A 26,344-nucleotide genomic window follows, 5' to 3' on the forward strand; every position below is an offset into this window, starting at 1 on the left:
CACAGGTAGACATTTCAGTACGGGCGCCGAGACAAACTTGGGCATTTCGCGTGTTTTTCCAACCGTTTCGCAAATTGAAACGATTCCTTTTCGCCTCGATTCGGCTCAGACATTGTTGAGGTAGCGAATCACGATCGGCCCGAGACAGATCAGGATCAGCGCCGGGAGCATCAGCGAGGCGAGCACGCCCGACATCTGCACCGGCAGCCGGTTGGCCTTCTCCTGGGCGCGCATTTCCCGCATCGCACGCAATTCCTCTGCATAGGTCGTGAGCGCCTGTGCCATGGAGGAGCCGAAGCGCAAGGATTGCGTGGCGACATTGGCAAAGGCACGCACCGTCTCGACCCCGGTGCGATCGGCCATGTCGCGCAAAGCCGCGTCGCGCTCGCGACCCGCCTGTACCTGGCGTTGTACGGACAGGAACTCGAAGGAGATCTCGGCTGAGGTATTCGCAAGCTCGTTGCCCACACGCGTCATCGCAGCGTCAAACCCCATCCCGCTTTCGATCGCGACCTGCATCAGATCGAGCGCGTTCGGAAAGCTCTCCTCGATGCGCAACCGGCGCTCTTTCATGCGTCCGCCCAGCCATTTCAGCGGCGCGAGATAGCCAAAGGCCACAAGCCCGGTCAGGATTTGGTAGGTTGCCATGCCGCTCAGCCCGCCGAGACGGTCCGAGAGGCCGAAAGGCAGGCTCAGTTCGGGCGTGCGGGCGGCAATCAACAGACCGAGGAACAGCCCCGGAAGACCGATACCGAGAATGACACGCACAAGCGTGAACCGGCGCAACGCACCCACATCGGACATCCCCGCCATTTCAAGCTTGCGCTGAAGCGCGCTGCGTTTCTGACGGTCGGCGGGCACGAAGGCCTTCATGAAGCGCCCCGGCGTGGCCTCCGGTGCCTTGAGCAACGCATGCTCGGCGCGGACATTCGCGCGGGCCCCGCCGATCGCGGCGATGCGCTCGACCGCCCGGTCGCGCTGGAACGCCGCCAGAAGCCCCCAGATCACCAGCAGCGCCCCGAGCCCAATGCCCCCTGCGAGAACCGTCTCGGGCGCGATGCCCAGCTCCAGCGCGATGCTCTCGATACGTGTCATCAGCATGACTCTTTCCTCCCCGTCAGATCCGGAACGTGACCAGCTTGCGCAGGATCAGCCCGTTGAGCACCACCAGCAGCAGCACGATCGCAGCCATCGGCTTGAAGAGCGGGTCATCGGCGACCTCGCCGAAATAGCCCGGCGAAATGAAATTGGTGAAGCCGAACATGACGAAGGGCAGCGCACTGAGAAACCAGGCCGAGGCCCGCCCCTCCGCCGAGATCGCCTTGATCTTTCGGCGCAACGCGATGCGGCCACGGATCGTCCGGCCCAGCACCTCGAGTACGCGGGCCAGATCGCCCCCGGTCCCGTGCTGGATGCCGATGCTTGCGGCGAGGTAGTCCACATCCTCGATCCCCACCCGATCCGCGAAATCCAGCACCGCGTCGGGCAGATCGTCACCATAGGTCACCTGATCGAAGATCAGGCCGAACTCGGTCCCGATCGGATCGGGCATCTCTTCGGCCACGGCCCCGATCGTCATGTTCAGCGGGTGGCCGATCTTGAGCCCCCGCGCGAGCATGTCGAGCGCATCGGGCAGCTGCCCGGTGAGCTTCGTCATCCGGTCCTTGGCGCGAAATCGGACCACCAGCGCCGGGAGCGCCACCCCCACGACCATCGCCACGGCCACCGCCTGAAGCAGGCCGAGAGCCGCGAAGCTGAGCACGAAGCCCCCCACCCCAAGCGAGGCGCAAAGCGCCACGAAACGGTCCGGCGAGATCGGTATGCCGGCGCGGTGCAGCTGGCGCGCGAGGTCAAGCGCCTGCGGCAGATGCGCCGCGATCCCGCTGCGCGGCGCGGGCTTCAGAAGCGCAAGAAGCTCTTCGGTATTGCGCCCTTGGGCGATCATCTTCATCCGGCGGCTCTTCGCCTCGCCGCGTGTCTCGCTGCGGCTGGCCAGATGCAATGCCCCCGTTACTGCCAGCAGCATGCCCAATGCGATGCCGCTATAGGTCAGATAGGCGAACCAGTCATTCTCGATCCCGTTGAACATGGCCCCTCACCCCCGCACGACAAAATCTGAAGGGTCGACCTCGACACCCGCCGCGATCATGTCCTCGAGACAACGCGGGCGCAGGCCGGTCGCGGTGAAGTTGCCCTCGATGGTGCCATCGCCGAGCGTGCCCTTCTTTCGGAAGGTGAAGATGTCCTGCATCATCACGATATCGCCCTCCTGCCCGGTGATCTCGGAGATCGAGAGCACCCGGCGGCGGCCATCGGACATGCGCGCGATCTGCACCACGACGTCGAGCCCCGAAGCGATCTGCGAACGGATCGCGGAGAGAGGCATGTCGAGGCCGATCATGGTCACCATCTGCTCGATCCTGCCCAGCGCGTCGCGGGCGGAATTGGCGTGCACGGTGGTCATCGAGCCATCATGGCCCGTGTTCATCGCCTGAAGCATGTCGAAGGCCTCGCCCCCGCGCACCTCGCCGACGATGATGCGGTCGGGGCGCATCCGCAGCGCATTGCGCACCAGATCGCGCTGATGCACCGCGCCCTGTCCGTTGGGATTGGAGGCGCGGGTTTCAAGACGCACCACATGCTCCTGTTGCAGCTGAAGCTCTGCCGCGTCCTCGATGGTGACGATCCGCGCTCGCGGATCGATCGCCGCCGAGATCGCGTTGAGAAGCGTCGTCTTGCCCGAGCCCGTACCGCCCGAGATCAGGATATTCTTGCGTGCCTGCACCAGCCCCTTGAGGAAATGTGCCGCCTGTTCGGTCATCATGCCGGTGCCGACCAGACGCTCCAGCGTGTAAGGCTGGCGGGCGAATTTGCGGATCGAGATGCTCGGGCCGTCGATGGCACAGGGACGGATGATCGCGTTGACACGGCTGCCATCCTCAAGACGCGCATCGACCCAAGGGTTGCTCTCGTCGATCCGGCGGCCCACGCGCGAGACGATCTTGTCGATGATGCGCAACAGGTGACGCTCGTCGCGGAAGCGGACCTGCGTGCGCTCCAGCACGCCGTTGCGTTCGATGAAAACCTTGTGGCAGCCATTCACGAGGATGTCGTTGATCGTGGGATCCGCGATCAACGGTTCGAGCGGGCCAAGGCCCAGCACCTCGTCAAGCAGTTCGTCGACCAGCGTCTTGAACTGATCGGCCCGCAGCGGCGTCTTGGCGTCGCGCAGCTCCTCGGAGACGAGCGTGGCCACTTCGCGACGCAGCTCTTCGGGCACGACCTTGTCGATCATCGACAGGTTCAGACGGTCGAGCAGCGCATCGTGAAGCCGGCTTTTCAGTTCGAGCGCGCGGCGCTGGCTTTCCTCGAATGCCGGAGCGGTTTCGGGCGTCGCCTTGACCGGGGCCTCATGCAGCACGAGCGTATCGGCGGGGGCACCGGCGGCGGCGCGGTGTTGCCCCAGAGGGATCACCTTGTCCTTTTCGGAAGGCTTCGACCCGCGATCGGTGAAATTGCGAAACATGTCTTTCCCTCCGTTCAGCTGACGTGCGCCGCTGCGGCGGCCTTCTTGAGACGATCCTGGGCGAGTTTGCCCACCGCTTTGGCAAGGGACGAATGACGCGCGACACGCCCCAGCGGCAGGCCGCGATCGGCGGCTTCCTTCGCCGCGCGCCGATCATCGGGCAGCCAGTGGCGCAGTTCGCGATCGAGCGCGCGCGCGGCCTCCTGGTGGTGACGGTGCGGCAAAAGCGGACGCGCCTCGTGATTGACCACGATCTCGATCTCCAGCGCGAGGTTGTCCTCGGCATAGGCATCGATCAGGCGCCGCGCCTGCTGGAGCGAGGGCACCGAGAGATCGGTCACGAGATACATCAGCCCGGCATGTGCCAGCACCGGCGAGACCCAGTCGACCAGCGCATGGGGCAGATCGACCACGACATATTCGTAGCGCGCCTGCAACGCCTCGATGAGGCCGCGCAGCTGGTCAGGCCGCAGCGCATCGAGCGGCGCGAAGGCAGAGGGCGCGCAGAGCACATCGAGCCCATCCGGGGTCGATTGCAGCGATTGATCGAGGAAGGTGTCATCGGGGATGCCGCCATCGCGCGCCATATCGTAAAGCGCGGGGCTCGGTTCGAGATCGAGAAAGCCCGCGACCATGCCGAATTGCAGGTCGAGATCCACAAGCGCAACGCGACGAGCCGGACCGCTCTTGCGCGTGCTGCCGATCGTGGCGAGGTGATGGGCGAGATTGACCGCGAGCATGGTCGCCCCGATCCCGCCCCGGCTGCGCGCAACGGCGATCACATGCCCCTCGTGCGCGGCGGAACCGCCCTTCGCGAGACGCTCGGATTCGGCGGCGAAATTCAGTCGGCGCTGCCCGGATTCGGTCTGCACCGCTTCGGCGGAATCGGCCACCAGGAACATCTGCTTGTTCACGCTCGTCATGTCATCTCTCCCCTTCATCTCTCAGCTCGTCCCATCCCGTCCCAATGCTTCCCCCGGCATCGAGGTGCTCAGGCTCGGGAAGGTCACGCGCGATATCTGTGTGACCTCCTCGCTCGTCCAAAGCGAAGCGAAGGCCCCGATCGGCGTCACGAACTGGAAGTCGAGATTTTGCAGTTTGACGGTCACGATCGGCACATAAGGCCCCCCCAGGAAGCCGAGGTCGGGATCGTAGGAATAGGAAAACGACAGATCCCCGATTTCGGCGTCATTGGGCAGCGCGCGCTGGACGATCGACCAGATATCCTTGGCCGTGCCATTGTCGGCATTGCCCGCGCAGGTGATCGTGCCGGGATTGGCGCAGGTCGTGTCGGAGGCGTTGCAATTCGTGCCGAAATTCGGCTCGATCTCCCCTTGTGGCGTAACCCCGCGTTCGTGGATCGGAGGAACGCCATCGCACGCGGGCGAACGCACTGCCGCCAGCCGCGCCGCGACCTGAAGCGCGCGTTGCGCGTTCACATAATGAAAGGCCATCCGACCGAAATCGATCAGCGCGAAGAAGATCATCAGGTAGAGCCCGATCACCAGCGCGAACTCGACCAGCGCCGCCCCGCTCTCGTCGCGGGCAAAGCCGCGCAGCGCCTTGCGGGCGCGAGATGCGAGCCGCGCGCTCATGTTCCGTAAGCCCGGTGTTCATCGGCGACGCTCGTCGAGAGCGTGCCCAGCGTCTGCCCGCCCGCAAAGGAGAAGATCGCACCGAATGGAAAGGTGATGCTCAGAGCCGCGCTGACGCTGACGACCGGGGCGGTGCCGAAACGGTAATCACCCGTCGTGCAGGTCAGGCTCGGAGTGACGCCGGTAACCGTGATGCCGCTCGGCAGCAGTCTTTCGCCAGTCAGGGCCTTTTCCACGATATCGGTCAGATCATCGCCGCGCCCGTCGAAACTGTCTTCATTGTCACAGATGTCGCGCGGCGTGACACGGGCGAGATAACGGCTCGCGTCGCGCACGCCGCCGATTACCGTCTGGTAGGAAAGGAACATCCGCCCGCCCTCGACGATCGTCGCGAAAAGCACCAGCAGGATCGGCAGAACCAGCGCGAATTCGACCAGTTGAGCGCCTTCCTCGTCGCGCCAGAGACGGCGCAGGCTTTGGATCGGATATGCGATCGTCCCCCACATCGCGCTCACCGGTAAAGCTGGACGACATCGCGCACGATGCCCCCAGTCCCCGTATCTTCCGACCCGCCATTGCTGGCCGAGCCGATGATCTCGCCCCAGATATCCATCACGGGCGGTGTCGAGCCATCCTCGCCCACCGGCTCGGTGAGGAAGACCTTGACGAATTCCTTCACGGGAACGTCCGACATCGCCCCCTTGATCACGGTTCCGGTCTCGGCCGAGCAATCGATCCCCGCTACGATCAGCACGCGGCGGTCGGGGTTGCTCGACGCGGCAGGCGCGCAGGTAGGCAGCCCCGTCTCGGCGCGGTCAGTCAGGATCTCGCCGCCAGCGGCCGCCTTGATTTCGGCGAGGTAATAATCGTAGCGCGTGACCGCGTCCGGGTGCGGATCGTCGACACCCGCGCCGTAATTCGTCGCGACATAGGTTTCGCGCCCCTCGCTCCAGTCGCCATCACCAAAGCGATCGCAGCTTTTATCCATGAAGCAATCGTCCCGGGGCAACCCGACCGTGTCAGGTGAAACCTGCTCGGCCTCGCCGATGCAATTCGCTTTGCCCTGGCCCTGATTCTGGTTGGAGCTGTTCCCCGGATCCTTCTTGATGATCCCCTTGATCACATTGGGCGCGGGCGCATAGTCTTCGTCGTTGCTCAGCCCGTTCATGATCGCCTGATACATGTCGAAGCGGACATTGAAGATCGAGGCGTTGAGCCCTTCTTTCTGGCCCGGCTCCGTATCGACGCCGCGCTGGTTGAAGCATTGCGTGATGCTCTGTTGCGCCCCCAGCAAGCAAGCGTCGAGATGCGCGCCGTTCAGCTTTGCGCAAGGGCCTTCGTCATCGACCTTGATCTTGTCGGGATCGAGAAAGCCGAAGTCTCCCGGGCCCCATGCCGCACCGCTCCCGCCCGCGCGAATACGTACCATCGTGCCGATATTGGCCGAAGCCTTGAATCCCGGGGGCACACAAAACATCAGAGGGGTCACATCGCAGGCCTGAATTTCGAGCCCCGCGATGGCATCCGCCTCGGCGCTGCCGTCGAATGCGTCAAAGCCCCCCAGTGTCGTGAAGACCGCCGCGAATGTCGCGCTGACATCGTGGCGCGCAACGGCGGCATGGACGAAAGCCGCTTTCGCGGGCTCGGTCGTCGCGACATCCGCGATTGTCTCGGTATCTTTCGGCAGCCGCGAGAGGTAGGTGAGCGTGACGTCGCTCACCACGTCAGCGCCGTCAGCATTATCGGGATCGATCTCGGCATAGCTGAGCGAATGCCCGCCCGCACCGAATGTCTGCGTGTCCGAAACGAGCGCTGCGGCGGAATTGGCGCGCGAGATCGCGTCGGAATTGCCGTCAAGCTCTCCTGCGGCGGCCAGCGCCACGGAATCGGCGTAGGATTGAAGCTCGGAGCGGGTACTCCCGAGACGACCGAGATCGAAGGAAAGGGCCACCAATCCGAACAGGATCACGAGGCTCATGCCGAAGAAGACGAGGATCGTCCCGTCTTCATCTTGGGAAAAGCGCCGGATACTGTCGTGGATACGTGCCATCTCCCCCGCGCCTCACTTGATCGCGGTCTCGGTGACTTCGGTGCCGCGGCGGATGATCACCGTGCGCACCTGGGTCGGCTCGAGCTTGGAGGGGCGTTCGCTCAGGATATCGGCAAGACCGATCGAGGGCAGCGGTTCGCTCTCGGCGTCGTCGAGCGTGCGCAGCGTCAGGCTGAGCGTCCCCGCCTTTTGCGCCAGAGCGAGGCGCTGGCCCTGTTCGGGCGTCACCTCGACCGTCACGGTACGCGCGACACCCGGCGTCTTGACCTTTTCATCCGAGGTCTGGTCGACACCGATCACCCGGACGTCCTGAAGGATCGTGACGGTCTTGAGCGTATCGTTGCGACCCCGTGTCATCATCACGTCGACCTTGTCGCCGGGCGTGACGAAGCCACCGACACCGCTCGAGGCGTTGACCTCGATCGCCATGGCGCGGCTGTTCGGGCCAAGAGTCTGGACGATGGTGATCTTCTCGCCATAGCCGGAGACCTTCGAGGCAAGGATCAGCTCGCCCTGCGCGATCTCGGCCTTTGCGCGGCGCGGCTGCTGGCCCTGAGCCGGCAGCAGCGCCGCAGTGTCGGTAAAGACACCCGGCGGCAAAGCCTCTTTGGGCCATGCGATGGTGGTCAGCTTCTGGGATTCGATGGTCTGGCCGAAGGGAATGCTCTGTGCGGCGGCAAGAACCTCGACGAGACCGGCCTTTTCGGCGGCAGCCTCGCGCTGAAGCTTTGCTTCGAAGAAATTCTGCGCCAGGTAGGCCGAGCCGCCCGCAACGACAAGACCGGCGGTGAAGGTCAGCAGGGATGCGATACGCATGGCGCTCTCCATTTCAAAGGATTGAAAAGCTTGGGGCAAATCGAATAACGAACCGCCCCAAGCAAGCGCGATGAAAGGTGCAGCGGTTCCGAGAATGCTCGAACCGCTACTTCCCTAAGTTCATTGGTTGTAGGTACCGGTAGCTTGGGTGGTCGGCATGGCCTTCCCGGCTGCCTCCATCGCAAGTTCGATGTCACCTGCAAGGCCTGCATAAATCGCCGCGCCGATACCCAGTGCAACAGACAGCGCGATGCCGTATTCGACGACGGTGACGCCCTCTTCGTCGTTCTTCAGGTCGCGAAGGGTCTTGAGTTTGAACAGTTTCATCTTGCACTCCATTTGCTTTACAAAGCCGGGCTCCCCGGCGGAAATGGCCCCGTGTCCCCAGACGTGCCGGGCAGCCGAGTCCAAGGCTAAGCCCCGCCAAAGCCATCGCGCATCGGTGCTGCGTCGCGAAAACACCACCTGAGGTTGTATTACTTGTCATACGACACATTTCTTTGCGCCAGTCGGGCTTGCTTGACGGGCTTCGGGGGCGCCGATAGCCTCTCCGCGACTCTCAAGAAGGGGCCGCAAATGCCCGGTTTTCCGACCAATTCCTCCATCGCAGCCCGCCGCTCTGGGTGGCGCGCATGAGCGTCGTCGTTCTCGGCGCGGGCGTTGTGGGCATCCAGACCGCCTATGCGCTGGCGCGGCGCGGCACAAAGGTGACGGTGATCGAGCGCGGATCGGCGCCGGCGAACCTGTGCTCGAAGGGCAATGCGGGGATCATCTCGATCGGCCATGCCGAGGCCTGGGCCGGACCCGGAGCGCTCGGCACGATGATCCGCGCCGCCGCGGGGCGCGATCCGGGCGTGAAAGTCAGCCGCTGGAGCGATCCGGCGCTGATCCGCTGGGGGTTGGAATTCCTGCGCAACTGTTCCACCGAGGCGCATAGGGCCAATAGCGACCGGCTCGCACGGCTCTGCCGGTTCAGCCGCGCGCGCCTGCCCGTGGTCGCCGAAGAGGCCGGGCTTGGCGGGCTCGTACGCCACGCGGGGGGCTTTTACCTGCATACCGACCGCGCCGAGTTCGAGACCTTCCGCGACAGTCATGCCAGCGCACATCTCCAGCCGGTCACCGCCGCCGAGATCGTCGCGAAAGACCCGCGCCTGAGCCGGATGACGGATCATTTCGCTGGCGGCTTCTACGCGCCCGAGGACAGCGTGGGCGATTGCCACCTCTTCACCAACGAGCTTGGCGCGCATCTGGGGCGGCTGAACCATGTAACCCTGCGCTACGACACCGAGTTCGAGGGGTTCGAGCGGCAGAACGGCACGATCACAGGCATCCGCGCGGGCGGCGAGGTGATTGCCGCCGATCACGTCATCCTCGCGACCGGGATCGAGACCCCCGACCTCACGCGCCCCTTGGGCTTTGCGCCCAATATCTATCCGGTGAAGGGCTATTCCGGCAGCTGGCGGATCAAGGATGCCGAAGCTGCGCCGACCCTGCCCTTCATCGACGAGGCCGCGCGGCTTGCCGTCGGCGTCTATAGCGGCATCCTGCGGATCACCGCGCTTGCTGAATTCGCGGGCCGCAATCGCGACATGCCCGAGAAGCGGCTCGACATCCTGCGCCGCTATGCCGAACGCCATTTCGCGGATGTGGTCGATCTCGACGATGTCACCTTCTGGACGGGACTTCGCCCGACCACCCCCGCCAGCGCCCCCTATCTTGGACGGGTGCGCGCCTATCCCAATCTCTGGATCAATGCGGGCCACGGCTCGCTTGGCTGGACCGCCTCGGCGGGCTGCGGCGAGCTGCTGGCGCAGGCGATTTCGGGCGAGGCGCGCGAGGTACAAGATGTGTCGGCCCAGGCGCGCTGGCTCGACCCGTTATAAGGAGAGACGATGAGCATCCCGACCCTGACCTATGACGCGATGATCAACCGGCTCGACTGGGCGGAGGCGGTGGAGGCCCTGCGCGAAGGTCACAAACGCCCGCGAGCAGAGATCGGAGACACCTTCCTCGGCCCCGCGACCGGCACGCTGCTCAGCCGCTCGGCCTATGTGCCGGGGCTGGGCTACGGCGTCAAAAGCTTCACCGTCTTCGATGGGAACCCAAAGGCTGGCCTGCCGACGGTGCAAGGCGCGATGCTGGTCTTCGAGCCCGAGCATGGCTGCCTGCGCGCCATCGTCGAAAGCCCGCTCGTCACCGAGATCAAGACAGCCGCCGATAGCGGCCTTGGCGCGCGACTTCTGGCGCGGCCCGACAGCAAACGCCTTCTGATCGTGGGCGGCGGGACGGTGGCCCGTTCGCTGATCGCGGCTTATGGCGCGCTCTTTCCGGGGCTTGAGCGGATCACCCTTTGGACGCGGCGCCCCGAACAGGCGCAGGCGCTGGTGGAGGATGTCGAAAGCGCCATTCCCCTTACTGCCGCGCCAGATCTGGCCGAGGCGGCAGGCATGGCCGATATAATCTCCTGCGCGACGATGGCGCGCGAGCCGGTGCTGCATGGCGACTGGATCAGGCCCGGCACTCATGTCGACCTGATCGGCGCCTACAAGGCCGACATGCGCGAGGCTGATGATGCGCTGATCTCAAAGGGACGGTTGTTCGTCGACAGCCGCGCGACAACGCTTGGCCATATCGGGGAGCTGCTGATCCCGATGCGCGCGGGCGTGATCTCGGAAGACGACGTGCTGGGCGATCTCTACGATCTGGTCGGTGGCTCCGCGAAAGGTCGTGAGAGCGCCGAGGAGATCACGATCTTCAAGAATGGCGGCGGCGCGCATCTCGACCTGATGACCGCGAATTACATCGCCTCGAAGGCCTGAGCCTCAGCCAAAGCGCGCGATCCCGATCCCCTCGGCCGCGAGATGGCCCCGCAGAGCGCGCGCCATCGCAACCGCATCGGGGCTGTCGCCATGCACGCAGACCGTGTCGATCCGGCACGGCAGCACCTTGCCGGAGCCGGTTACGATCCCGCCCGCGCGCAGCATCGCCGCCACCCGTTCGGCCGCCTCGCTTGCATCATGGATCATCGCGCCCGGCGTACCTCGCGGGGCCAGAAGACCTGTTTCGGTATAGGCGCGATCGGCAAAGACCTCGCCCGCCCGCTTCGCACCCAGCGCTTCCGCCGCCTCGTCCATTGCGGTCAGAGGCATCACCACGAGAATGAGTTCGGGATCGACCGCAAGCGCCGCCTCGAAACAGGCGCGCGCGATCGAGGCATCCTCGGCCGCCATGTTCGAGAGCGCCCCGTGAAGTTTCAGATGCCGCACCTGCCCGCCCGCGCGCCGGGCCATCGCCTGTGCAGCCCCCAGCTGATAGGCGACCAGATTTCCGAGCTCCTCGGAGGAAAGAGACATCCGCCGCCGCCCGAAACCTTGCATGTCGGCAAATCCCGGATGCGCGCCAATGCCCACTCCCTGCGTCACCGCCGCGCGCATCACCGCAGCCATGTGATCGGGGTCGCCCGCATGAAAAGCGCAGGCGATATTGGCCGAGCTGATCACGTCGAGCAGCGCCGTGTCATCGCCCATGCTCCAAGGGCCGAAACCCTCGCCCATATCGGCATTGAGATCGATACGCATCAGCCCCTCTCCAGATCGTCGCCCGAGGTTACACCGCCGATGAGCTGGTAGGAAAGCAGATCCCCCATTTCAGACGGGTCTCGGATCAGCGGATGGCAGGCGGCCCGAAGGGTGCGCAACTGCTCGGCCTCGGACCGCCAGAGCGCATCGGCCTGATCGGGCGACAGCCGCGAGAAGCGGAGCCGCGCTCCGGGCGGGGCCTGCGCGACAATCGGCAGATCAGCAGGGATCACCTTGCCGATCCTTGGATAGCCGCCGATGGTCTGGCATTCGGCGAGCAGAATGTAGGGCACGCCGTCACCCGTCATCTGAACGTCTCCCGGCCCGATCACGTCAGATGCCAGCCCCGCCGCCCCCTGCGCCGCAAACCGCGTCTCCGCATCGAGTTGCACGCCCTGGCGGTTCCCACGCGGGGCGCGCACAAAACCCGTTTCAAAGAATGACGCGATCACTGCGGGGTCAAACAGCGCGGTTTGCGGGCCGTCTGCCACCCGCACCGTGCCACCGCCGAAACGCTGGGTTGCAGGCAATCCGCGCGCCGGACGGTCCGGTGCGGGATCGTCTGCGCAGGGCAACGTCAGGCCGCTCTCCACCCGCGCGCCAATCCCGACCGACAGATGTGCCGCGCGGCTGCCCAGCCAGTCGGGTGTCGCAAGCTCGCCGCCCGGCACGAGATAGCCGTAACTGCCCGCCTGCGCGCCGCCGATGCGCAACTGTTGTCCGGGCAAAAAAGGATGGGCCGCGTTCCAGCGCAATGCCACCCCGTCGAGATCGGCCCGCATCGGCGCGCCGGTCAGGGCGATCCGCATCGGCCGGGTGACCTCGAAAAGCCCCCCTGCCCCGGCCATCTCGAGCCCTGCCAGCGGGGTCTCTGCCCCCAGCAAAGCAGCCGCCTCCAGTAGCGCCAGACGGTCCATCGCACCACCGCGCGAAAGGCCTTGGGCGAGATAGCCCTCGCGGCCCATATCCTGCACCGAGATCAACCCATCGGCGCGCAAGACCCGCAGCGCGCTCATGCCAGATGCTCCAGCCGCGCGCCGCCCAAACCATCGGGCGTATCGAGCGCCGCCAGTTCCCCGGCGCTGATCGGCACGAAACGGATCGCATCGCCCGCGCGCAGGGGCATCGGCTCGGTCCGCGCGGGATCGAAACAGCGAAAATGCGAGCGTGCGACCTGCCGCCACCCTGTTGCCGAGGACGCACCGAAAAGCACGATCTGGCGCACCGCGACGACCACGGCACCGGAGGGCACCGAGGGCACCAGCTCTGGCAGGCGCGGCAGGTTCCAGGGTTCGGGCAGAAGACCGAGATAGGGCTGACCGGGAAAGAACCCGATCGCGAGCACGCGAAGATCCGTTTTGCAGATCTCACCCGCCGCTTCCCTCTCGCTCAGGCCAAGCTGGCGGGCAATGGGGGCAAGCTCGGGGCCGTTGTCACCCCCGAAAGCCGCGGGGATCTGCCAGCGGCGGATCGGGTCCGGCAGGTGACCTGCCTCGCGTGCCGCGCGCTCTGCCAGAGGGCGCAGGGCCGCGATCAGATCGGCGCGCCGGGTCTGTGCGGGATCGAAGCGCAGCAGCACCGAGACGAGCGCGGGCGCCACCTCGATAACCCCGGCGGGCCGGGCCTCTTCCAGCGCACGCTCGAAACCCTGCGCGGCCGCCATCGCGACCGGGTCGGGGCTGAGTGCGAACCGCACGAGCATCCCATCCGTGCCCGCGGGTAGCAGCTCGGGCGTCGGGGTCGAGATAGCTCCGGCATCGCTCGTGGGGGCATCGCTCATGGGCTCAGCATCGCCATTGCACGCGCGGGCGCAAGCCCGGGTTTACCCCGGCAGCGCATCCACGAGCTGCGCGAAATGCTCGCCGCGCTTTTCGAAATTGGGATATTGATCGAAGCTCGCTGCCGCCGGTGCAAGCAGAACCGTATCTCCGGGTTCCGCGTCGCGCGCACACGCTGCGACCGCAGCCTCCATCGTCTCGCAGATCTCGTGTTCGAGCGGGGCGAGTTCCAACGCGAAATCACGCGCTGAATGGCCGATGAAATAAGCTTTGCGCACATGTTCGAGATGGCCCGCGAGGCTCGCCACCCCGCCCTCCTTGCCCAGCCCCCCCGCGATCCAGCGGATATTGCGGAACGCATCGAGCGCCTTGGCTGCGCTGTCGGTATTGGTGGCCTTGGAGTCGTTGACCCAGCGCACGCCTCCCTTGTCTGCCACCGTCTGGCTGCGATGAGGCAGCCCCGCGAAAGAGTGGAACGCCTGCTCGATCATCCGCGGCGCGATCCCGATCGCGCGCGTCGCGGCATAGGCGGCGCAGGCGTTCTGGTGGTTATGCGCGCCCGGAAGCCCAGTGATTTCGCGCAGGTCGATAGAAGCCATTTGCCGCCCCTTGCGCCATTCGCTCAGGAACCCCTTGCGGGCAAAGACAGACCAGCCCCAGTCGCCGAGCTTGCGCGCCGAGGAAACCCGGATCAGCCGGTCGTCCTCGCGCCCCATCGAAATCTGGTTGGCGAGATAGACGCCCTCGGGCTCGTCCACCCCGATCACCGCGCGATCGGGGCCGCCCTCGGCGAAGAGGCGACGCTTGGCCGCGAAATAGCCGCCCATCCCTGCATGGCGATCGAGGTGATCGGGAGATAGATTGGTGAAGACTGCAATGTCGGGGGTCAGGGCCCGCGCGAGATCGGTCTGGTAGCTCGACAGTTCCAGCACCACGACCTCGCCATCCTCGGCCGGTTCGATATCGAGCACGCCGCGCCCGATATTGCCCGCCATTTGCGTCGGGCGGCCCGCCTCTTGCAGGATATGATGGATGAGCGCCGTGGTGGTCGATTTCCCGTTCGAGCCGGTCACGCAGATCGTGCGCGGAGTGGTGTCGAAATTGTCGAACTCGCGCGTCGCCCAAGAGCGGAAGAAAAGCCCGATATCATTGTCGACCGGAATGCCTGCCGCCATTGCCGCCGCGATCACCGGGTTGGGCTTGGGGTAGAGATGCGGAATGCCCGGCGAGACGATCAGCGCCGCGACCCCGTCGAAGGCGGTTTGCCCGGTGAGGTCGTGGATTGCAAAGCCCGCCTCCTCGGCGCGGGCCCGCCCCTCGGGACTGTCATCCCAGCAAAGCGGCGCTGCCCCGCCTGCGCGCAGGGCCGCCGCTGTAGCCAGACCCGAACGCCCGAGGCCCAGAACCGCCACCTTATGTCCGTCAAAGCCCTGAACCGGGATCATCGCAGTCTCCTGTCGCGCGCGGGGGCCACCCCCCGCTGCCCCGGGATATTTGAAGCGGTTGGAAAGGGAAAGGGGCGGGAAGCTCAGACACCGCTGCGGCGCATGGGAAAAGAGGAGGTCCGTCCGCCCTTAATGGTAATCTCGGCGGTGAGAGGCGTTACTCCGCGCCACCGACCGGGGCCTCTTGGGCTTCTTCTGCGATTTCGCCTTTGGATGTCGGGCTTTCGGGGATCAGCAGCGACAGCAGGATCGCCGAGAGACCCGCAAGTGTGATCGGAGTCGCCACGACCTGCTTGACCAGCACCGGCAGATATTGCGTAGCCTCGGGGACCAGCGTCACGCCGAGCCCGAGGCCGAAGCTCATCGCCATGATATAGACGCGGCGCATGTCGATCGGCTCGGAGGCGATGATGCGAATGCCAGCAACCGCGATCGAGCCGAAGAGCAAAAGCGTGGCACCGCCCAGAACAGGTTTGGGGATCAGCAGGAAAACGGCGCCAATGATCGGAAAGAATCCGAGAATGACAAGGAAGCCCGCGATGTAGCGCCCGACGTGACGGCTCGCCACGCCGGTCATCTGGATGACCCCGTTATTTTGCGAAAACGTCGTGTTCGGGAAGGTGTTGAAGATCGCCGCCAGTCCCGAATTCACACCATCGCCCAGCACGCCGCCCTTGATCCGGCTGAGATAGAGAGGCCCGCGCACCGGCTGACCCGAGATCACCGAGTTCGCCGTCAGGTCGCCCGAGGTCTCGATGGCCGTCACGAGGTAGAGAAAGGCGATCGGGATGAAGAGGCCGAAGTCGAAATCGAAGCCGAATTTGAAGGGCACAGGAAACGCCAGCCATTGCGCCTGCGCCAGCGGAGATGGGTCCACCATGCCGAAGAGCGCTGCGACAATCGTCCCCGCAATGAGCCCGATCATGATCGCCGCGATCCGCAGCATCGGCTTGCCGAGGAAGGTGGTCACCAGGATCACCGCGACGACGAGGGTGCCAAGCGCCAGGTTCAGCGGCCGACCGAGGTTTTCACCCGCCTGTGCGCCGCCCGCGAAATCGGTGAAGCCGACCTTCACGAGGCTCAGCCCGATCACGGTGATCACGACGCCGGTCACGGTCGGGTTCACCACCCTTCCCAGCTTGTCGAGGAATTGCGACAGCACGATCTCGACCACACAGCCGACGAGGCAGAGACCGAAGATCATTGCGAGAATATCCTCGGGCGTGCCGCCGCGCTCTTTCACCGTAAAACCCGCAGCGAGGATCGCGCCAAGAAAGGCGAAGGAGGTGCCCTGCACGCTCAGGAGCCCAGAGCCCACCGGCCCGACCCGGTTCGATTGGATGAAGGTCGCCACGCCCGAGACGAAAAGTGACATGGCGATCAGGTAGGGTACGTGCTCGCCCAGACCCAGCGCACCGCCGATCACCAGCGTAGGCGTCACGATGCCCACGATCGAGGCGAGGATATGCTGGAGCGCGGCGAGCGAGGCCGGCCCCGGTGCAGGCCTGTCCTCAAGCCCGTAGATCAGCGCTTGTTTACCTTGTCCCATTCTCATTCCCCGTGCAGCCCCTCTGCATGCAGCGGAGCGCGAAAGGCATACAGGCACAAATCTCGCAGCCTCTGCGCCGCCCCGCAAGGCGGCGCATCGGGCATAGCCGGGTCAGGTTTCATTGCACCGCCTTATAAATCGGCGGCGTGAAAACCGTTTGTCGGGATCAGCGGATTTTCAGAGTCGCAAGGCCGATCAGCGCGAGGATCAGCGAAATGATCCAGAAGCGGATCACGATCTGCGGCTCCGACCAGCCCTTCTTCTCGAAATGGTGATGGATTGGCGCCATCAGGAAGACCCGTTTCCCGGTGCGCTTGAAATAGGCGACCTGGATGATCACCGAGAGCGCCTCGACCACGAAGAGACCACCGACGATCCCAAGGACGATCTCGTGCTGGGTGCAGACCGCGATGGCGCCGAGCGCACCGCCCAGGGCCAGCGAGCCGGTATCGCCCATGAACACCGCCGCCGGCGGCGCGTTATACCACAAGAAGCCAAGTCCGCCGCCCATCAGCGCGGCGGTGAAGATCGCGAGTTCTCCGGTGCCGGGCACGAATTGCACGCCCAGATATTCGGTGAAGTCGGTGCGGCCCACGACATAGGCGATCGCGCCCAGCGTGCCGGCGGCGATCATCACCGGCATGATCGCCAGCCCGTCGAGCCCGTCGGTGAGGTTCACCGCATTTGCTGCGCCCACGATCACGAACATCGCGAAGGGAATGTAGAAATAGCCGAGATTCAGGATCAGATCCTTGAGGAAGGGCACCGCGACATGGCCCGCCAGCTCCGAAGGGTGCAGATACCAGGTCGCGACAGAGGCCATCAGCGCCAGGAGGAAGCCAAGGCCCAGCCGTGCCTTGCCGCTCACGCCCTTGGTGTTCTGCTTGGAGACCTTAGCGTAATCATCGGCAAAACCGATCGCGGCATAGCCATAGGTGACCATCAGCACGACCCAGATATAGCCATTGTCGAGCCGCGCCCAGAGCAGCGTGGAGACCAGAAGCGCGGTGAGGATCAGGATGCCGCCCATCGTCGGCGTGCCCGCCTTGGCCAGATGCCCCTCGGGGCCGTCATCGCGGATCGGCTGGCCCTTGCCCTGCTTCATCCGCAGGATGTTGATCAGCCACGGCCCGAAGAGAAACCCCACCAGAAGCGCCGTGAAGAAAGCCCCGCCCGCCCGGAAGGTGATGTAGCGAAACAGGTTGAACACGCCGCCGCCATCGGACAGGTCGGTAAGCCAATACAGCATTATTCTTTTCCTCTATGCGCCTCGGCCGCGCCGGGCTGGCGCAGTTTTTTCAATGCATCAACGACAAGGCTGACCTTGGAACCCTTCGAGCCCTTCACCAGCACCACGTCGCCGGGATCGACGAGATGGCGCGCGCGTTCGGCCAGCTCCTCGGCGCTCTTGTACCATTCACCGCGTTTGGCCCGCGGAAGTGCGTCGCGCAGCGCCGCCATGCGCGGGCCTGCCATATGCACCAGATCGACCGATGCCATCGAGGGCAGATCCGCGATCGCGGCATGGAGCGCGGCTTCGTCCGCTCCCAGCTCGAGCATGTCGCCGAGGATCGCGATGCGGCGGCCCTTCACGGTGCGCCCCACCCCGTCGCGGGGGCTCGCGCCCGCCAGCACGTCGAGCGCTGCGGCCATCGAAGCCGGGTTGGCGTTGAACGCGTCATCGAAAAGATCGAAACTCTCGGCCTCGTCCACGATATCGAGATAGATCCGCTCGCGCTGACCACGTCCTGCGGGCGGCAACCACGAGCCCAGATCCATCGCCGCGACCGCCGGATCGCAGCCCGCGGCCTCGGCCAGTGCCAGCACGCCCAGAGCGTTCGTGGCAAAATGCTTGCCCGGCGTCATAACCTTGAAAAGCATCGGCTTTCCGTGGTGCTCAGCCTGAACGACCGTCGCGTCTCCCGCGATGCGCGCTTCGATCAGCCGGTAGTCGGAGCCTGCTTCGGGACCGAAGCTGACGACCGCGCCAGCGGTCGCCGCCGCCTCACGCAGGATCGGCGTCACTTCGAGCCCGGTCGGGATCACGGCGGTGCCGCCCGCGACCAGCCCCTCGAAGATCGCTCCCTTTTCGCGCGCGATGCCCTCGATATTTTCAAAGGCCGCGAGATGGGCCGGGGCGACGGTGGTGATCATCGCCGCATGGGGCCGCGCGAGGCGGGCGAGCGGCGCGATCTCACCGGGATTGCTCATTCCGATCTCGATCACCGCGAAATCGGCGTCCTCGGGCATCCGCGCCAGCGTGATCGGCACGCCCCAGTGGTTGTTGAAACTGGCCTCGGCGGCATGGACCCTGCCTTGCGCAGACAGGACCGCGCGCAGCATCTCCTTGCTCGAGGTCTTGCCGACCGAACCGGTCACGGCAAGCACCCGGGCGCGAGACCGGGCGCGTCCGGCACGCCCCAGCGCCTCGAGCGCGGGCAGAACCTCGGGCACGATCAGCAACGGGTCGGATGCCGAACACCCTTCGGGGATGCGGCTCACCAGCGCCGCCGCCGCGCCCTTGTCGAGCGCCTGACGTACGAAATCATGCCCGTCGCGGACATCCTTGAGCGCGACGAAGAGATCACCCGGACGGATCGTGCGGGTATCGATGGAAATCCCCGTCACGGCAAAAGGTTGCGTCACCTGCCCCTGGGTCGCGGTCGCCGCGTCGGTCGAAGTCCAGAGCACGCCCATCAGATCTTCCCGTCCAGTGCGGCCACGGCCACGCTCGCCTGTTCGGCGTCATCGAACGGGTAGATGTCCGACCCGATCACCTGCCCGCTCTCATGGCCCTTGCCCATCACCAGGAGCGCGTCGCCCGGACCGAGCGCATCGACGCCGCGCAGGATCGCCTCGGCACGATCGCCCACCTCCATCGCCCCCGGCGCGCCCTCCATCACCGCGGCGCGGATCGTGGCGGGGTCTTCGGTGCGCGGGTTGTCGTCGGTCACGATCACCAGATCGGCATTCTCGGCCGCCGCCTTGCCCATCAGCGGGCGCTTGGTCGTGTCACGATCCCCACCCGCGCCGACGATGGCGATGAGGCGCCCCATCACATGAGGGCGCAGCGCCTTGAGCGCGGTCTGCACCGCGTCGGGCGTATGGGCGTAATCGACGAAGACCGTCGCACCGTTCTCGCGAGTCGCGGCCAGCTGCATACGCCCGCGCACCGTGGTCAGGCGCGGCAGGGTGGCGAAGACCTCTTCGGGCTCGGCGCCACAAGCAATGGCAAGCGACGCGGCCGTGAGCACGTTCATCGCCTGGAACCCGCCGATCAGCGGCAGGCGGGTCATCTGCGTCCAGCCTTCCCAGGCGAAGCGCACATCCTGCCCCGTCGCGTCGAAACGCTGACCGAGGATCTGCATCTCGCATTGCTCGGAATGGCCGATCCCGATCAGCTCCTGCCCGCGTGCGGTGACGTATTTCGCGAGTTCCTGCCCCTTGGGATCGTCGAGATTGATCACCGCCGCGCCATCCTCGGGCAGAACTCGGGTGAAGAGCGCCGCCTTGGCCGCGAAATACTCGTCAAAGCTCGCATGATAATCGAGGTGGTCTTGCGTGAAATTCGTGAAGGCGGCGGCGGTCAGCGTCACCCCGTCGAGGCGTCGCTGCGCGAGCCCGTGCGAGCTGGCCTCCATCGCCGCATGTGTCACGCCCACACCCGCCATGTCCGAGAGCAACCGATGCAGGGTGATCGGCTCGGGCGTGGTATGCGACGAGGGCGCGGAATAGCTGCCCTCGACACCGGTCGTGCCGATATTGGCCGCCTCGAAGCCCAGCAGCTGCCAGATCTGGCGGGTGAAGGTCGCGACGGAGGTCTTTCCGTTCGTGCCGGTGACCGCGATCATCGTCTCGGGCTGGCGCCCGAACCAGAGGGCTGCGGCGAAGGCCAGCGCCTGACGCGGATCCTCGGTGATCACGATGGCGGTATCGGTGCCTTCCAGCGCTTCGCGCGCGATCGGCTCACCGGCGCGATCGGTCAGAACGGCAGCCGCGCCCATGCGCAGCGCGTAGGGGATGAACTCGGCCCCGTGGATCTTCGTCCCGGGAAGCGCCGCGAAGAGATGACCTGGTTTGACCTGACGACTGTCGACCGAAAGCCCCGAGATCGCGCGATCCCCTCCGTGCAAAGGGGTCAGCCCCAATTCGCTCAGCATTTTGCTGCCAGCGGCCATGTCGTTCGTCCCTCACTCAGCTTGTCGCACTTATCCGGTGGCAGCCTTGCAAGGTCAAGGCGCGAGCACCCCGGCCCGGGCCCCATGCGCGGCATCGTGCACGGGGCGTGAAAGCGGCTTCAATCCTTCTTCACAAGGCGGATCCCGTCGAGCGTATCCGGCGTGGTCGGCTCGGGGCGCAGACCCAGCAGGGGCGCCACGCGGCGGATCGTTTCGGCGGCCACCGGAACGGCGGTCCAGCCCGCGGTGCGGCGCGGTTCCTTGCCCGAGGTGTCGGTCGGCTCGTCGAGCGTCAGCACCAGAACGTATTCGGGGCTGGTCACCGGGAAGACACCCGCGAAGGTCGAGATCACCTTGTCGTCGTAATAGCCGCCCTGCGGATTGGGCTTGTCGGCGGTGCCGGTCTTGCCCGCGACCTGATAGCCCGCGACATCGCCGAAGCTCGCAGTGCCGCGCGTGACCACTGCGCGCATCATTGCCAGCGCCTTGCGCGCGACGGAAGGCGAGACGACCTGATCGCCTTCGGGCGCGCCGAATTCCTGCTTATGCGGCTCTCGCGGGCCGCCTTGTGCGATGAGCGTGGGAAGTACGCGCTTGCCGTCATTGGCGATTGTCGCATAGGCGGCGGCCAGTTGCAGCGGGCTGTCGGACAGGCCGTGCCCATAGCCGATGGTCATCGCCGAGAGTTCGGACCATTTCGAGGGCAGGATCGGACGGCCCGTGGGCGCCTCGATCAACTCGACCGGCGAGGGCTCGAGCAGACCGAGCTTGCCGAGGAATTCACGCTGCTTCTCGGGGCCGATCTGCTGCACGATCCGGGCAGTTCCGATATTCGAGCTGTGCACGATCACATCCGTGACCGAGAGCTGTTTGCCGTAATCGTGGAAGTCGTGGATCCTGAATTTGCCCCAGCGCAGCGGACCCTTGGTGTCGATCATCGTGGAGGGCGTGACGAGCCCGTCCTGCATCGCTTGCGCCACCGCGAAGATCTTGAAGGTCGAGCCGAGCTCGTACATCCCCTGCACCGCGCGATTGAACAGCGGGCTGTCGGAGGGATCGCCCTTCAGAAGCGGTGCGGGCCGGTCGTTGGGGTCGAAATCGGGCAGGCTCGCCATCGCGACGATCTCGCCGGTATGGACCTTCATCAGAACCGCCGTCGCGCCCTTGGCGTTCATCAGCTTCATGCCGCCTGCGAGCACGTCTTCCAGCGCCGCCTGCACCGTCAGATCGAGCGAGAGCTTGAGCGGCTGACCGCCGTTGCCCGGATCGCGCAACCAGCCGTCATATTCCTTCTCGATCCCGGCCACGCCAAGGATCTCGGCCGAGTTCACCCCTTCGGTGCCATAGCGAGAGCCGCCAAGGATATGCGCGGCAAGATGCCCGTTCGGGTAAAGCCGCATCTCGCGCGGGCCGAACAGAAGCCCCGGATCACCGATATCATGCACGGCCTGCATCTGCTCGGGGCTGATGCGCTTCTTGATCCAGACGAATTTGCGCCCGCCGGTGAAATCCTTGATCAGCCGTTCGCGATCGAGATCGGGGAAGATCGCGACCAGCTTGTCGACCGTGCCCTTGGGGTCGATCATCATCGGCGGCTGGGCGTAGAGAGCATGGGTGAGAAGGTTGGTGGCCAGCACCCTGCCCTTGCGATCGACGATATCGGCGCGTTGAGCGTGGATCTGCTCGGTCGAGATATCGGTTTGCGGCTCTTCGGGGCGTGACGCCGCGAAGGATCCCATCCGCAGCCCGACCGTCAGGAAGGCCGCGAGAAACAGCACCGACATGACCAGCAGACGACCCTCGGCGCGCTGACGGGCCTTGTCGCGGGTCGCCTCGCCACGCAGGCGGCGGTTTTCACGCTCGATCGCGTCGGGATTCTCGCCCCTGGCACGGGCGTCGAGGATACGGGCAAGCGGACGAAGGGGCGTGCGCATCAGTTCCCTCCCTCGGGATCGGCCTTCACATCAACCGGGTCGGACAGACCGGAGGTGTCGGGCGCGTCGGCTTGCGGGGTCGGATAGGCGATCTGGGCGACGGTGCCGAATTGCTCGGGCGTCATCGGCAGCAGGCGCAGCGAGGCGAAGTTCAGATTGACCAGCTCTCGCAGGCGCTCGGGACGGTTGAGATAGGCCCATTCGGCATTGAGAACCGAAAGACCCTCGTTGAGCGAGGCGATTTCACGGTTGAGATCGCGCAGCTCGTCGAGCTTGTCCTGCGTGTCGTAATTGACGTGATAGGCCCAGAAGGCGAGCCCCATGACGAAGACAGACGTGGCGAGATAGGCAAGCAGTCTCAACGGCGTTTCCCCTTCTTCTCTCCGGTCACGAGCGCGGGCAGGCCCAGCTGACTGCGATCAGCCTTGCCGGCCGGCGCCTGCGTGCGCCGCCCCACCCGTAGCCGTGCAGAGCGCGAACGCGGATTCTCGGCCAGTTCCTCTTCGTCCGGACCATCGCCTTTGACGAGAATTTCGAACGCCGGATCAAGGGTTTGCTGAACCGGCGCATAGCGCGACCCGCCACCACCCGTGGAGGAGCGCGCCGCAAAGAAGCGCTTCACCACACGATCCTCAAGCGAGTGGAAGCTGACCACCGCCAGAAGCCCGCCCGGCTTGAGCGCGCGCTCTGCCGCCTCCAACCCCTCGATGAGCTGGCCAAATTCGTCATTCACCGCGATGCGGATGCCCTGGAAACTGCGCGTGGCCGGGTGGCTCTGGCCCGGTTTCGGGCGCGGCAGGCAACGCTCGATCACCTTCACGAGTTGCTGCGTGGTCTCGAAAGGCTGAACCTTGCGCGCCTCGACGATCGCCTTGGCGATCCGGCGCGAGGCGCGTTCCTCGCCGTATTGATAGAGGATATCGGCGAGATCGGCCTCGTCCGTCTCGTTCACCAGATCGGCGGCGGACGGCCCCTCTTGCGACATCCGCATGTCGAGCGGTCCGTCGCGCAGGAAGGAAAACCCGCGCTCGGCCTGATCGAGCTGCATCGACGACACACCAAGATCGAGCACCACCCCGTCGAGCGGTTCTTCGCAATAGGTATCGAGTTCGGAAAACGTGCCTTCGACCAGTTCGAGCCGGTCGCCATATTGTCCACGCCAGCTTTCGGCCATCTCGAACACGGCCGGGTCGCGATCGACCCCGATCACCTTGTCGGCCCCGGCCTCGAGCAGGCCACGCGTGTAGCCGCCCGCGCCGAAAGTACCGTCAAGCCAGATGCCGGAGACAGGCGCGACCGCCCGAAGGAGCGGCCGCAGCAAAACCGGGATATGGGGGGCGTCTGGCAGGGCGTCCCGATCCGACATGGCTCACCCCTGTGACAAAAGGCTGAGCGGGTCGAAATCTTCGCCCTGCTCCTCGACCCACTGGTCGATATTCGCTTCGTCGGCAGCGGCGAAGGTCTCGGGGTTCCAGATTTCGAAGGTCTCGCCCACGCCGGAGAAATAGGCCTCGCTCGACAGGCCGATCTTCGCGCGAAGCGGCGCCGGGATCACCAGGCGACCATCATTGTCGACCTCGGTCGGATGCGATTTCGAAAGCACGAGACGCTGCAGGATCGTGCGCTGCTTCGAGCCGCGCGGAAGCGCCGCGATATCGGCGGCCAGCGCTTCGAAAGCGGCCTGCGTATAGACCTGGAGCATTTTCTGGGTATCGGCGCCGTAGACGATGACCATGCGCGGACGCTCTTTGTTCGGACGGTCGGGGTCGCCCTCCTCGAGCTCACGACGAAACAGCGCGGGGATCGACACGCGACCCTTGCTGTCCACCTTGAAGGTGTATTCGCCTATGAACATGCCCGCCAAAGCGCGCTCCTATCACCTGTCCCGAACCGGGCCGGAGCCCGGAAATGAAAACGGCGGATTGGGCTGCTGCCACTGCCCAATCCGCCGCCCTCGTTCCCATCTCTGGGTATGTCCGACTGCACGCGCCACCTGGGGGGATGTCTGCTCGCTCGCGCGCCGGATCTCTTATTTTCGTGAAGCGGGTGCCTGTATGAAACCTGCGTATCGCCGTGAGGTCTTTATGCCTCTTTGTGTCCTCGCTTCCGATGAATTAGGGATGCCATGGGAATTCATGGCACGCAAGAAAAAATTTGCCGAGAAATGGGAAGAGATCACCCCGAAAGGACATCAGGAACTGAGACCTTCGGGAAAAACATGCTTTATATGGCATGAATTTTCGGGATCAACCCCATATTTAGTGGCAAAGCTCGGGTGGGTTAAGTTCCCAGAGGATTCAAATTTTTTCCAAAAGATCGACCCAAGCACGCCTTTCGTGGCGAAAATATCCCAGGGGCCAAGCCTCAAACCGCCCATCACGAAAGGATGATTTGCCTCGACTCGGCGCGATTTCCCTGTGATTTCCCGATTTTCGCCGCGACTCGCCCCCTCACGTCAGCCACACGCTCCCGTGAATTCCCAGAACAAGATCCCACGAATTCCCGTGAGCCCCCGAAGCGCCGCGCGCAGAATGAGAAAAAAGGCGCCGCGAAGGGCGCCCTTTCGAATCTTCATATGGAATGGATCAGACCGCGCCGCGCGCGATCAATGCCTCCGCAAGCGCCGCATAGGCCTCGGCCGCGGCCCCTTCGCCCGCCGCAGCCGGCGTGCCGGCATCACCCGCGAGCCGCACATCGAGATCAAGCGGCAGCGCACCAAGGAAAGGCAAGCCCAGACGCGCCGCCTCCGCCTCGACCCCGCCCTGACCGAAAGGATGTGCCTCATGCCCGCAATTGGCGCATATATAAGAGGACATGTTCTCGATCAGCCCCAGCACGGGGGCATCGAGCCTGCGGAACATGTCGATCGCCTTCTTCGCATCGAGCAGCGCCACGTCCTGCGGAGTCGACACGACGATCGTTCCATCGAGTTTCGTCTTCTGGCACAGCGTAAGCTGCACATCGCCGGTTCCGGGCGGCAGGTCGATCAAGAGCACGTCGAGCGGGCCGAACTCGTCCCATTTCACCTGGAAAAGCATTTGCTGCATCGCGCCCATCAGCATCGGACCGCGCCAGATCACCGCCTCGTCCTCTTTCAGCATCAGGCCGACCGACATCAGCGCGACGCCATGCGCCTTCAGCGGCAGGATGGTCTGGCCATCGGGCGAAGAGGGCCGCTGCGTTGCTCCCATCATCCTCGGTTGGGACGGGCCATAGATATCGGCATCGAGCAGCCCCACCCTTTTACCCGCTCGCGAAAGCGCTACGGCGAGGTTGGAGCTGACGGTGGATTTGCCCACGCCACCCTTGCCGGAACCGACCGCGATGATCCTGGCCACCCCCGGCACAGGCTGCGGGCCCGATTGGGGCTTGGGATGACCGCCGATTGCCGGGCCGCGCGCCTGTTGCGCCGTCCCGCCCATACCGCGCGGCGGCCCCGCGGGCACCACGATCGTCACGCTCGCCACCCCAGGCAGCGACTTCACCGCCGCTTCGAGCACCGGGCGCATCGCCTCGAGTTCAGCCTGCGGCGCACCCTCGAGCACGAATCTCACAACCCCGTCCTGCACCGCGAGCGCACGCAGAAGATCGCGACTCACCGCGGTTCCGCCCCCCGGCACCTCGACTGCACGCAGCACATCAAGCACCTGCTCCTTGCTCAGAGCCATGCAAACCCTCCGATTCCCCGGACTGTTAGCGTCCGTCAAAATGGTCAATTCGCCGGGAACTGTGGCGTTTTTGCCGCGCAGTTCAAGCGCATTCCTGTCTAAACCGACAGGTTCAGATGCGAACATGCATCCGAAGCGCACGTTTCTTGCGCATATGCCTCGGAAATGGGTCAGAATCATTCATGCATTTTCTGCATGGCGGCATTGAGGCCTCGGCGCATTGTGCA

General features: G+C 65.0%; 25 protein-coding genes. 3 read left to right on the top strand and 22 right to left on the bottom strand.

Going from position 1 to position 26,344, the window contains the following annotated elements; genetic code table 11:
• Positions 1-105: 105 nt before the first annotated feature.
• From BMI90_RS14050 to BMI90_RS14090, 9 genes are all read right to left on the bottom strand, one after another.
• On the bottom strand, positions 106-1,101 hold the full coding sequence (locus BMI90_RS14050) for a type II secretion system F family protein (RefSeq protein WP_245795055.1): 996 nt from the start codon (positions 1,099-1,101) through the stop codon (positions 106-108).
• 16 nt (positions 1,102-1,117) lie between these two features.
• The gene (locus BMI90_RS14055) at positions 1,118-2,089 is read right to left on the bottom strand and encodes a type II secretion system F family protein (protein WP_078530115.1); all 972 of its coding nucleotides are present in this window, start codon (positions 2,087-2,089) and stop codon (positions 1,118-1,120) included.
• A 6-nt stretch (positions 2,090-2,095) separates the two neighbouring features.
• Complete coding sequence (locus tag BMI90_RS14060) at positions 2,096-3,526, bottom strand: CpaF family protein (RefSeq protein ID WP_078530116.1); 1,431 nt, start codon at positions 3,524-3,526, stop codon at positions 2,096-2,098.
• Positions 3,527-3,540: 14 nt separating this feature from the next.
• A complete protein-coding gene (locus tag BMI90_RS14065; RefSeq protein ID WP_168172792.1) occupies positions 3,541-4,449 on the bottom strand; it encodes an AAA family ATPase in 909 nt (302 codons plus the stop codon).
• A gap of 21 nt (positions 4,450-4,470) precedes the next feature.
• Positions 4,471-5,121, bottom strand: coding sequence for a TadE/TadG family type IV pilus assembly protein (locus BMI90_RS14070; protein WP_078530118.1), 651 nt, complete (start codon positions 5,119-5,121; stop codon positions 4,471-4,473).
• Positions 5,118-5,627, bottom strand: a complete 510-nt coding sequence (locus BMI90_RS14075) for a TadE/TadG family type IV pilus assembly protein (protein ID WP_078530119.1) — start codon at positions 5,625-5,627, stop codon at positions 5,118-5,120. The genes BMI90_RS14070 and BMI90_RS14075 overlap by 4 nt, the downstream gene beginning before the upstream one ends.
• 5 nt (positions 5,628-5,632) lie before the next feature.
• A complete protein-coding gene (locus BMI90_RS14080) occupies positions 5,633-7,171 on the bottom strand; it encodes a TadE/TadG family type IV pilus assembly protein (protein WP_078530120.1) in 1,539 nt (512 codons plus the stop codon).
• Between the two features lie 12 nt (positions 7,172-7,183).
• Positions 7,184-7,987, bottom strand: a complete 804-nt coding sequence (cpaB, locus tag BMI90_RS14085; RefSeq protein WP_078530121.1) for a Flp pilus assembly protein CpaB — start codon at positions 7,985-7,987, stop codon at positions 7,184-7,186.
• A 120-nt stretch (positions 7,988-8,107) separates the two neighbouring features.
• Positions 8,108-8,314 carry a hypothetical protein gene (locus tag BMI90_RS14090; protein ID WP_078530122.1) on the bottom strand — a complete coding sequence of 69 codons (207 nt, stop codon included), beginning with the start codon at positions 8,312-8,314 and terminating at the stop codon, positions 8,108-8,110.
• A 305-nt stretch (positions 8,315-8,619) separates the two neighbouring features.
• On the opposite strand from BMI90_RS14090, the gene BMI90_RS14095 reads away from it, so the two are divergent.
• On the top strand, positions 8,620-9,870 hold the full coding sequence (locus BMI90_RS14095) for an FAD-dependent oxidoreductase (protein WP_078530123.1): 1,251 nt from the start codon (positions 8,620-8,622) through the stop codon (positions 9,868-9,870).
• A gap of 9 nt (positions 9,871-9,879) precedes the next feature.
• A complete protein-coding gene (locus BMI90_RS14100) occupies positions 9,880-10,806 on the top strand; it encodes an ornithine cyclodeaminase (RefSeq protein ID WP_078530124.1) in 927 nt (308 codons plus the stop codon).
• Between the two features lie 3 nt (positions 10,807-10,809).
• Here BMI90_RS14100 and BMI90_RS14105 read toward each other — a convergent pair whose 3' ends face one another.
• From BMI90_RS14105 to mraZ, 12 genes are all read right to left on the bottom strand, one after another.
• Entirely contained in the window at positions 10,810-11,568 is a 759-nt protein-coding gene (locus BMI90_RS14105; protein WP_246831557.1) for a 5-oxoprolinase subunit PxpA, read from the bottom strand.
• Positions 11,565-12,581, bottom strand: a complete 1,017-nt coding sequence (locus BMI90_RS14110) for an urea amidolyase (RefSeq protein ID WP_078530126.1) — start codon at positions 12,579-12,581, stop codon at positions 11,565-11,567. Before BMI90_RS14110 ends, BMI90_RS14105 begins: the two co-directional genes overlap by 4 nt.
• On the bottom strand, positions 12,578-13,345 hold the full coding sequence (locus tag BMI90_RS14115) for a carboxyltransferase domain-containing protein (RefSeq protein WP_078530127.1): 768 nt from the start codon (positions 13,343-13,345) through the stop codon (positions 12,578-12,580). The genes BMI90_RS14110 and BMI90_RS14115 overlap by 4 nt, the downstream gene beginning before the upstream one ends.
• A gap of 42 nt (positions 13,346-13,387) precedes the next feature.
• Complete coding sequence (gene murD / locus BMI90_RS14120; RefSeq protein ID WP_078530128.1) at positions 13,388-14,788, bottom strand: UDP-N-acetylmuramoyl-L-alanine--D-glutamate ligase; 1,401 nt, start codon at positions 14,786-14,788, stop codon at positions 13,388-13,390.
• A 157-nt stretch (positions 14,789-14,945) separates the two neighbouring features.
• Complete coding sequence (locus BMI90_RS14125; RefSeq protein WP_078530129.1) at positions 14,946-16,337, bottom strand: nucleobase:cation symporter-2 family protein; 1,392 nt, start codon at positions 16,335-16,337, stop codon at positions 14,946-14,948.
• A gap of 166 nt (positions 16,338-16,503) precedes the next feature.
• A complete protein-coding gene (mraY, locus tag BMI90_RS14130; protein ID WP_078530130.1) occupies positions 16,504-17,586 on the bottom strand; it encodes a phospho-N-acetylmuramoyl-pentapeptide-transferase in 1,083 nt (360 codons plus the stop codon).
• Positions 17,586-19,034, bottom strand: coding sequence for a UDP-N-acetylmuramoyl-tripeptide--D-alanyl-D-alanine ligase (murF, locus tag BMI90_RS14135; protein ID WP_078530131.1), 1,449 nt, complete (start codon positions 19,032-19,034; stop codon positions 17,586-17,588). The genes mraY and murF overlap by 1 nt, the downstream gene beginning before the upstream one ends.
• The gene (locus BMI90_RS14140; RefSeq protein ID WP_078530132.1) at positions 19,034-20,515 is read right to left on the bottom strand and encodes a UDP-N-acetylmuramoyl-L-alanyl-D-glutamate--2,6-diaminopimelate ligase; all 1,482 of its coding nucleotides are present in this window, start codon (positions 20,513-20,515) and stop codon (positions 19,034-19,036) included. Before BMI90_RS14140 ends, murF begins: the two co-directional genes overlap by 1 nt.
• A gap of 119 nt (positions 20,516-20,634) precedes the next feature.
• A complete protein-coding gene (locus tag BMI90_RS14145; protein WP_245795054.1) occupies positions 20,635-22,449 on the bottom strand; it encodes a penicillin-binding protein 2 in 1,815 nt (604 codons plus the stop codon).
• Positions 22,449-22,811, bottom strand: coding sequence for a cell division protein FtsL (locus BMI90_RS14150; RefSeq protein WP_078530134.1), 363 nt, complete (start codon positions 22,809-22,811; stop codon positions 22,449-22,451). The genes BMI90_RS14145 and BMI90_RS14150 overlap by 1 nt, the downstream gene beginning before the upstream one ends.
• Entirely contained in the window at positions 22,808-23,815 is a 1,008-nt protein-coding gene (gene rsmH / locus BMI90_RS14155) for a 16S rRNA (cytosine(1402)-N(4))-methyltransferase RsmH (RefSeq protein WP_078530135.1), read from the bottom strand. Before rsmH ends, BMI90_RS14150 begins: the two co-directional genes overlap by 4 nt.
• A gap of 3 nt (positions 23,816-23,818) precedes the next feature.
• Positions 23,819-24,304 carry a division/cell wall cluster transcriptional repressor MraZ gene (gene mraZ / locus BMI90_RS14160; RefSeq protein ID WP_168172795.1) on the bottom strand — a complete coding sequence of 162 codons (486 nt, stop codon included), beginning with the start codon at positions 24,302-24,304 and terminating at the stop codon, positions 23,819-23,821.
• Between the two features lie 280 nt (positions 24,305-24,584).
• On the opposite strand from mraZ, the gene BMI90_RS18790 reads away from it, so the two are divergent.
• The gene (locus tag BMI90_RS18790; RefSeq protein ID WP_168172793.1) at positions 24,585-24,839 is read left to right on the top strand and encodes a hypothetical protein; all 255 of its coding nucleotides are present in this window, start codon (positions 24,585-24,587) and stop codon (positions 24,837-24,839) included.
• 195 nt (positions 24,840-25,034) lie between these two features.
• Here BMI90_RS18790 and BMI90_RS14165 read toward each other — a convergent pair whose 3' ends face one another.
• Positions 25,035-26,117, bottom strand: coding sequence for an Mrp/NBP35 family ATP-binding protein (locus tag BMI90_RS14165; protein WP_078530137.1), 1,083 nt, complete (start codon positions 26,115-26,117; stop codon positions 25,035-25,037).
• Positions 26,118-26,344: the final 227 nt, after the last annotated feature.

It is taken from the genome of Thioclava sp. L04-15, from assembly GCF_002020275.1.
Classification (GTDB): domain Bacteria; phylum Pseudomonadota; class Alphaproteobacteria; order Rhodobacterales; family Rhodobacteraceae; genus Thioclava; species Thioclava marina.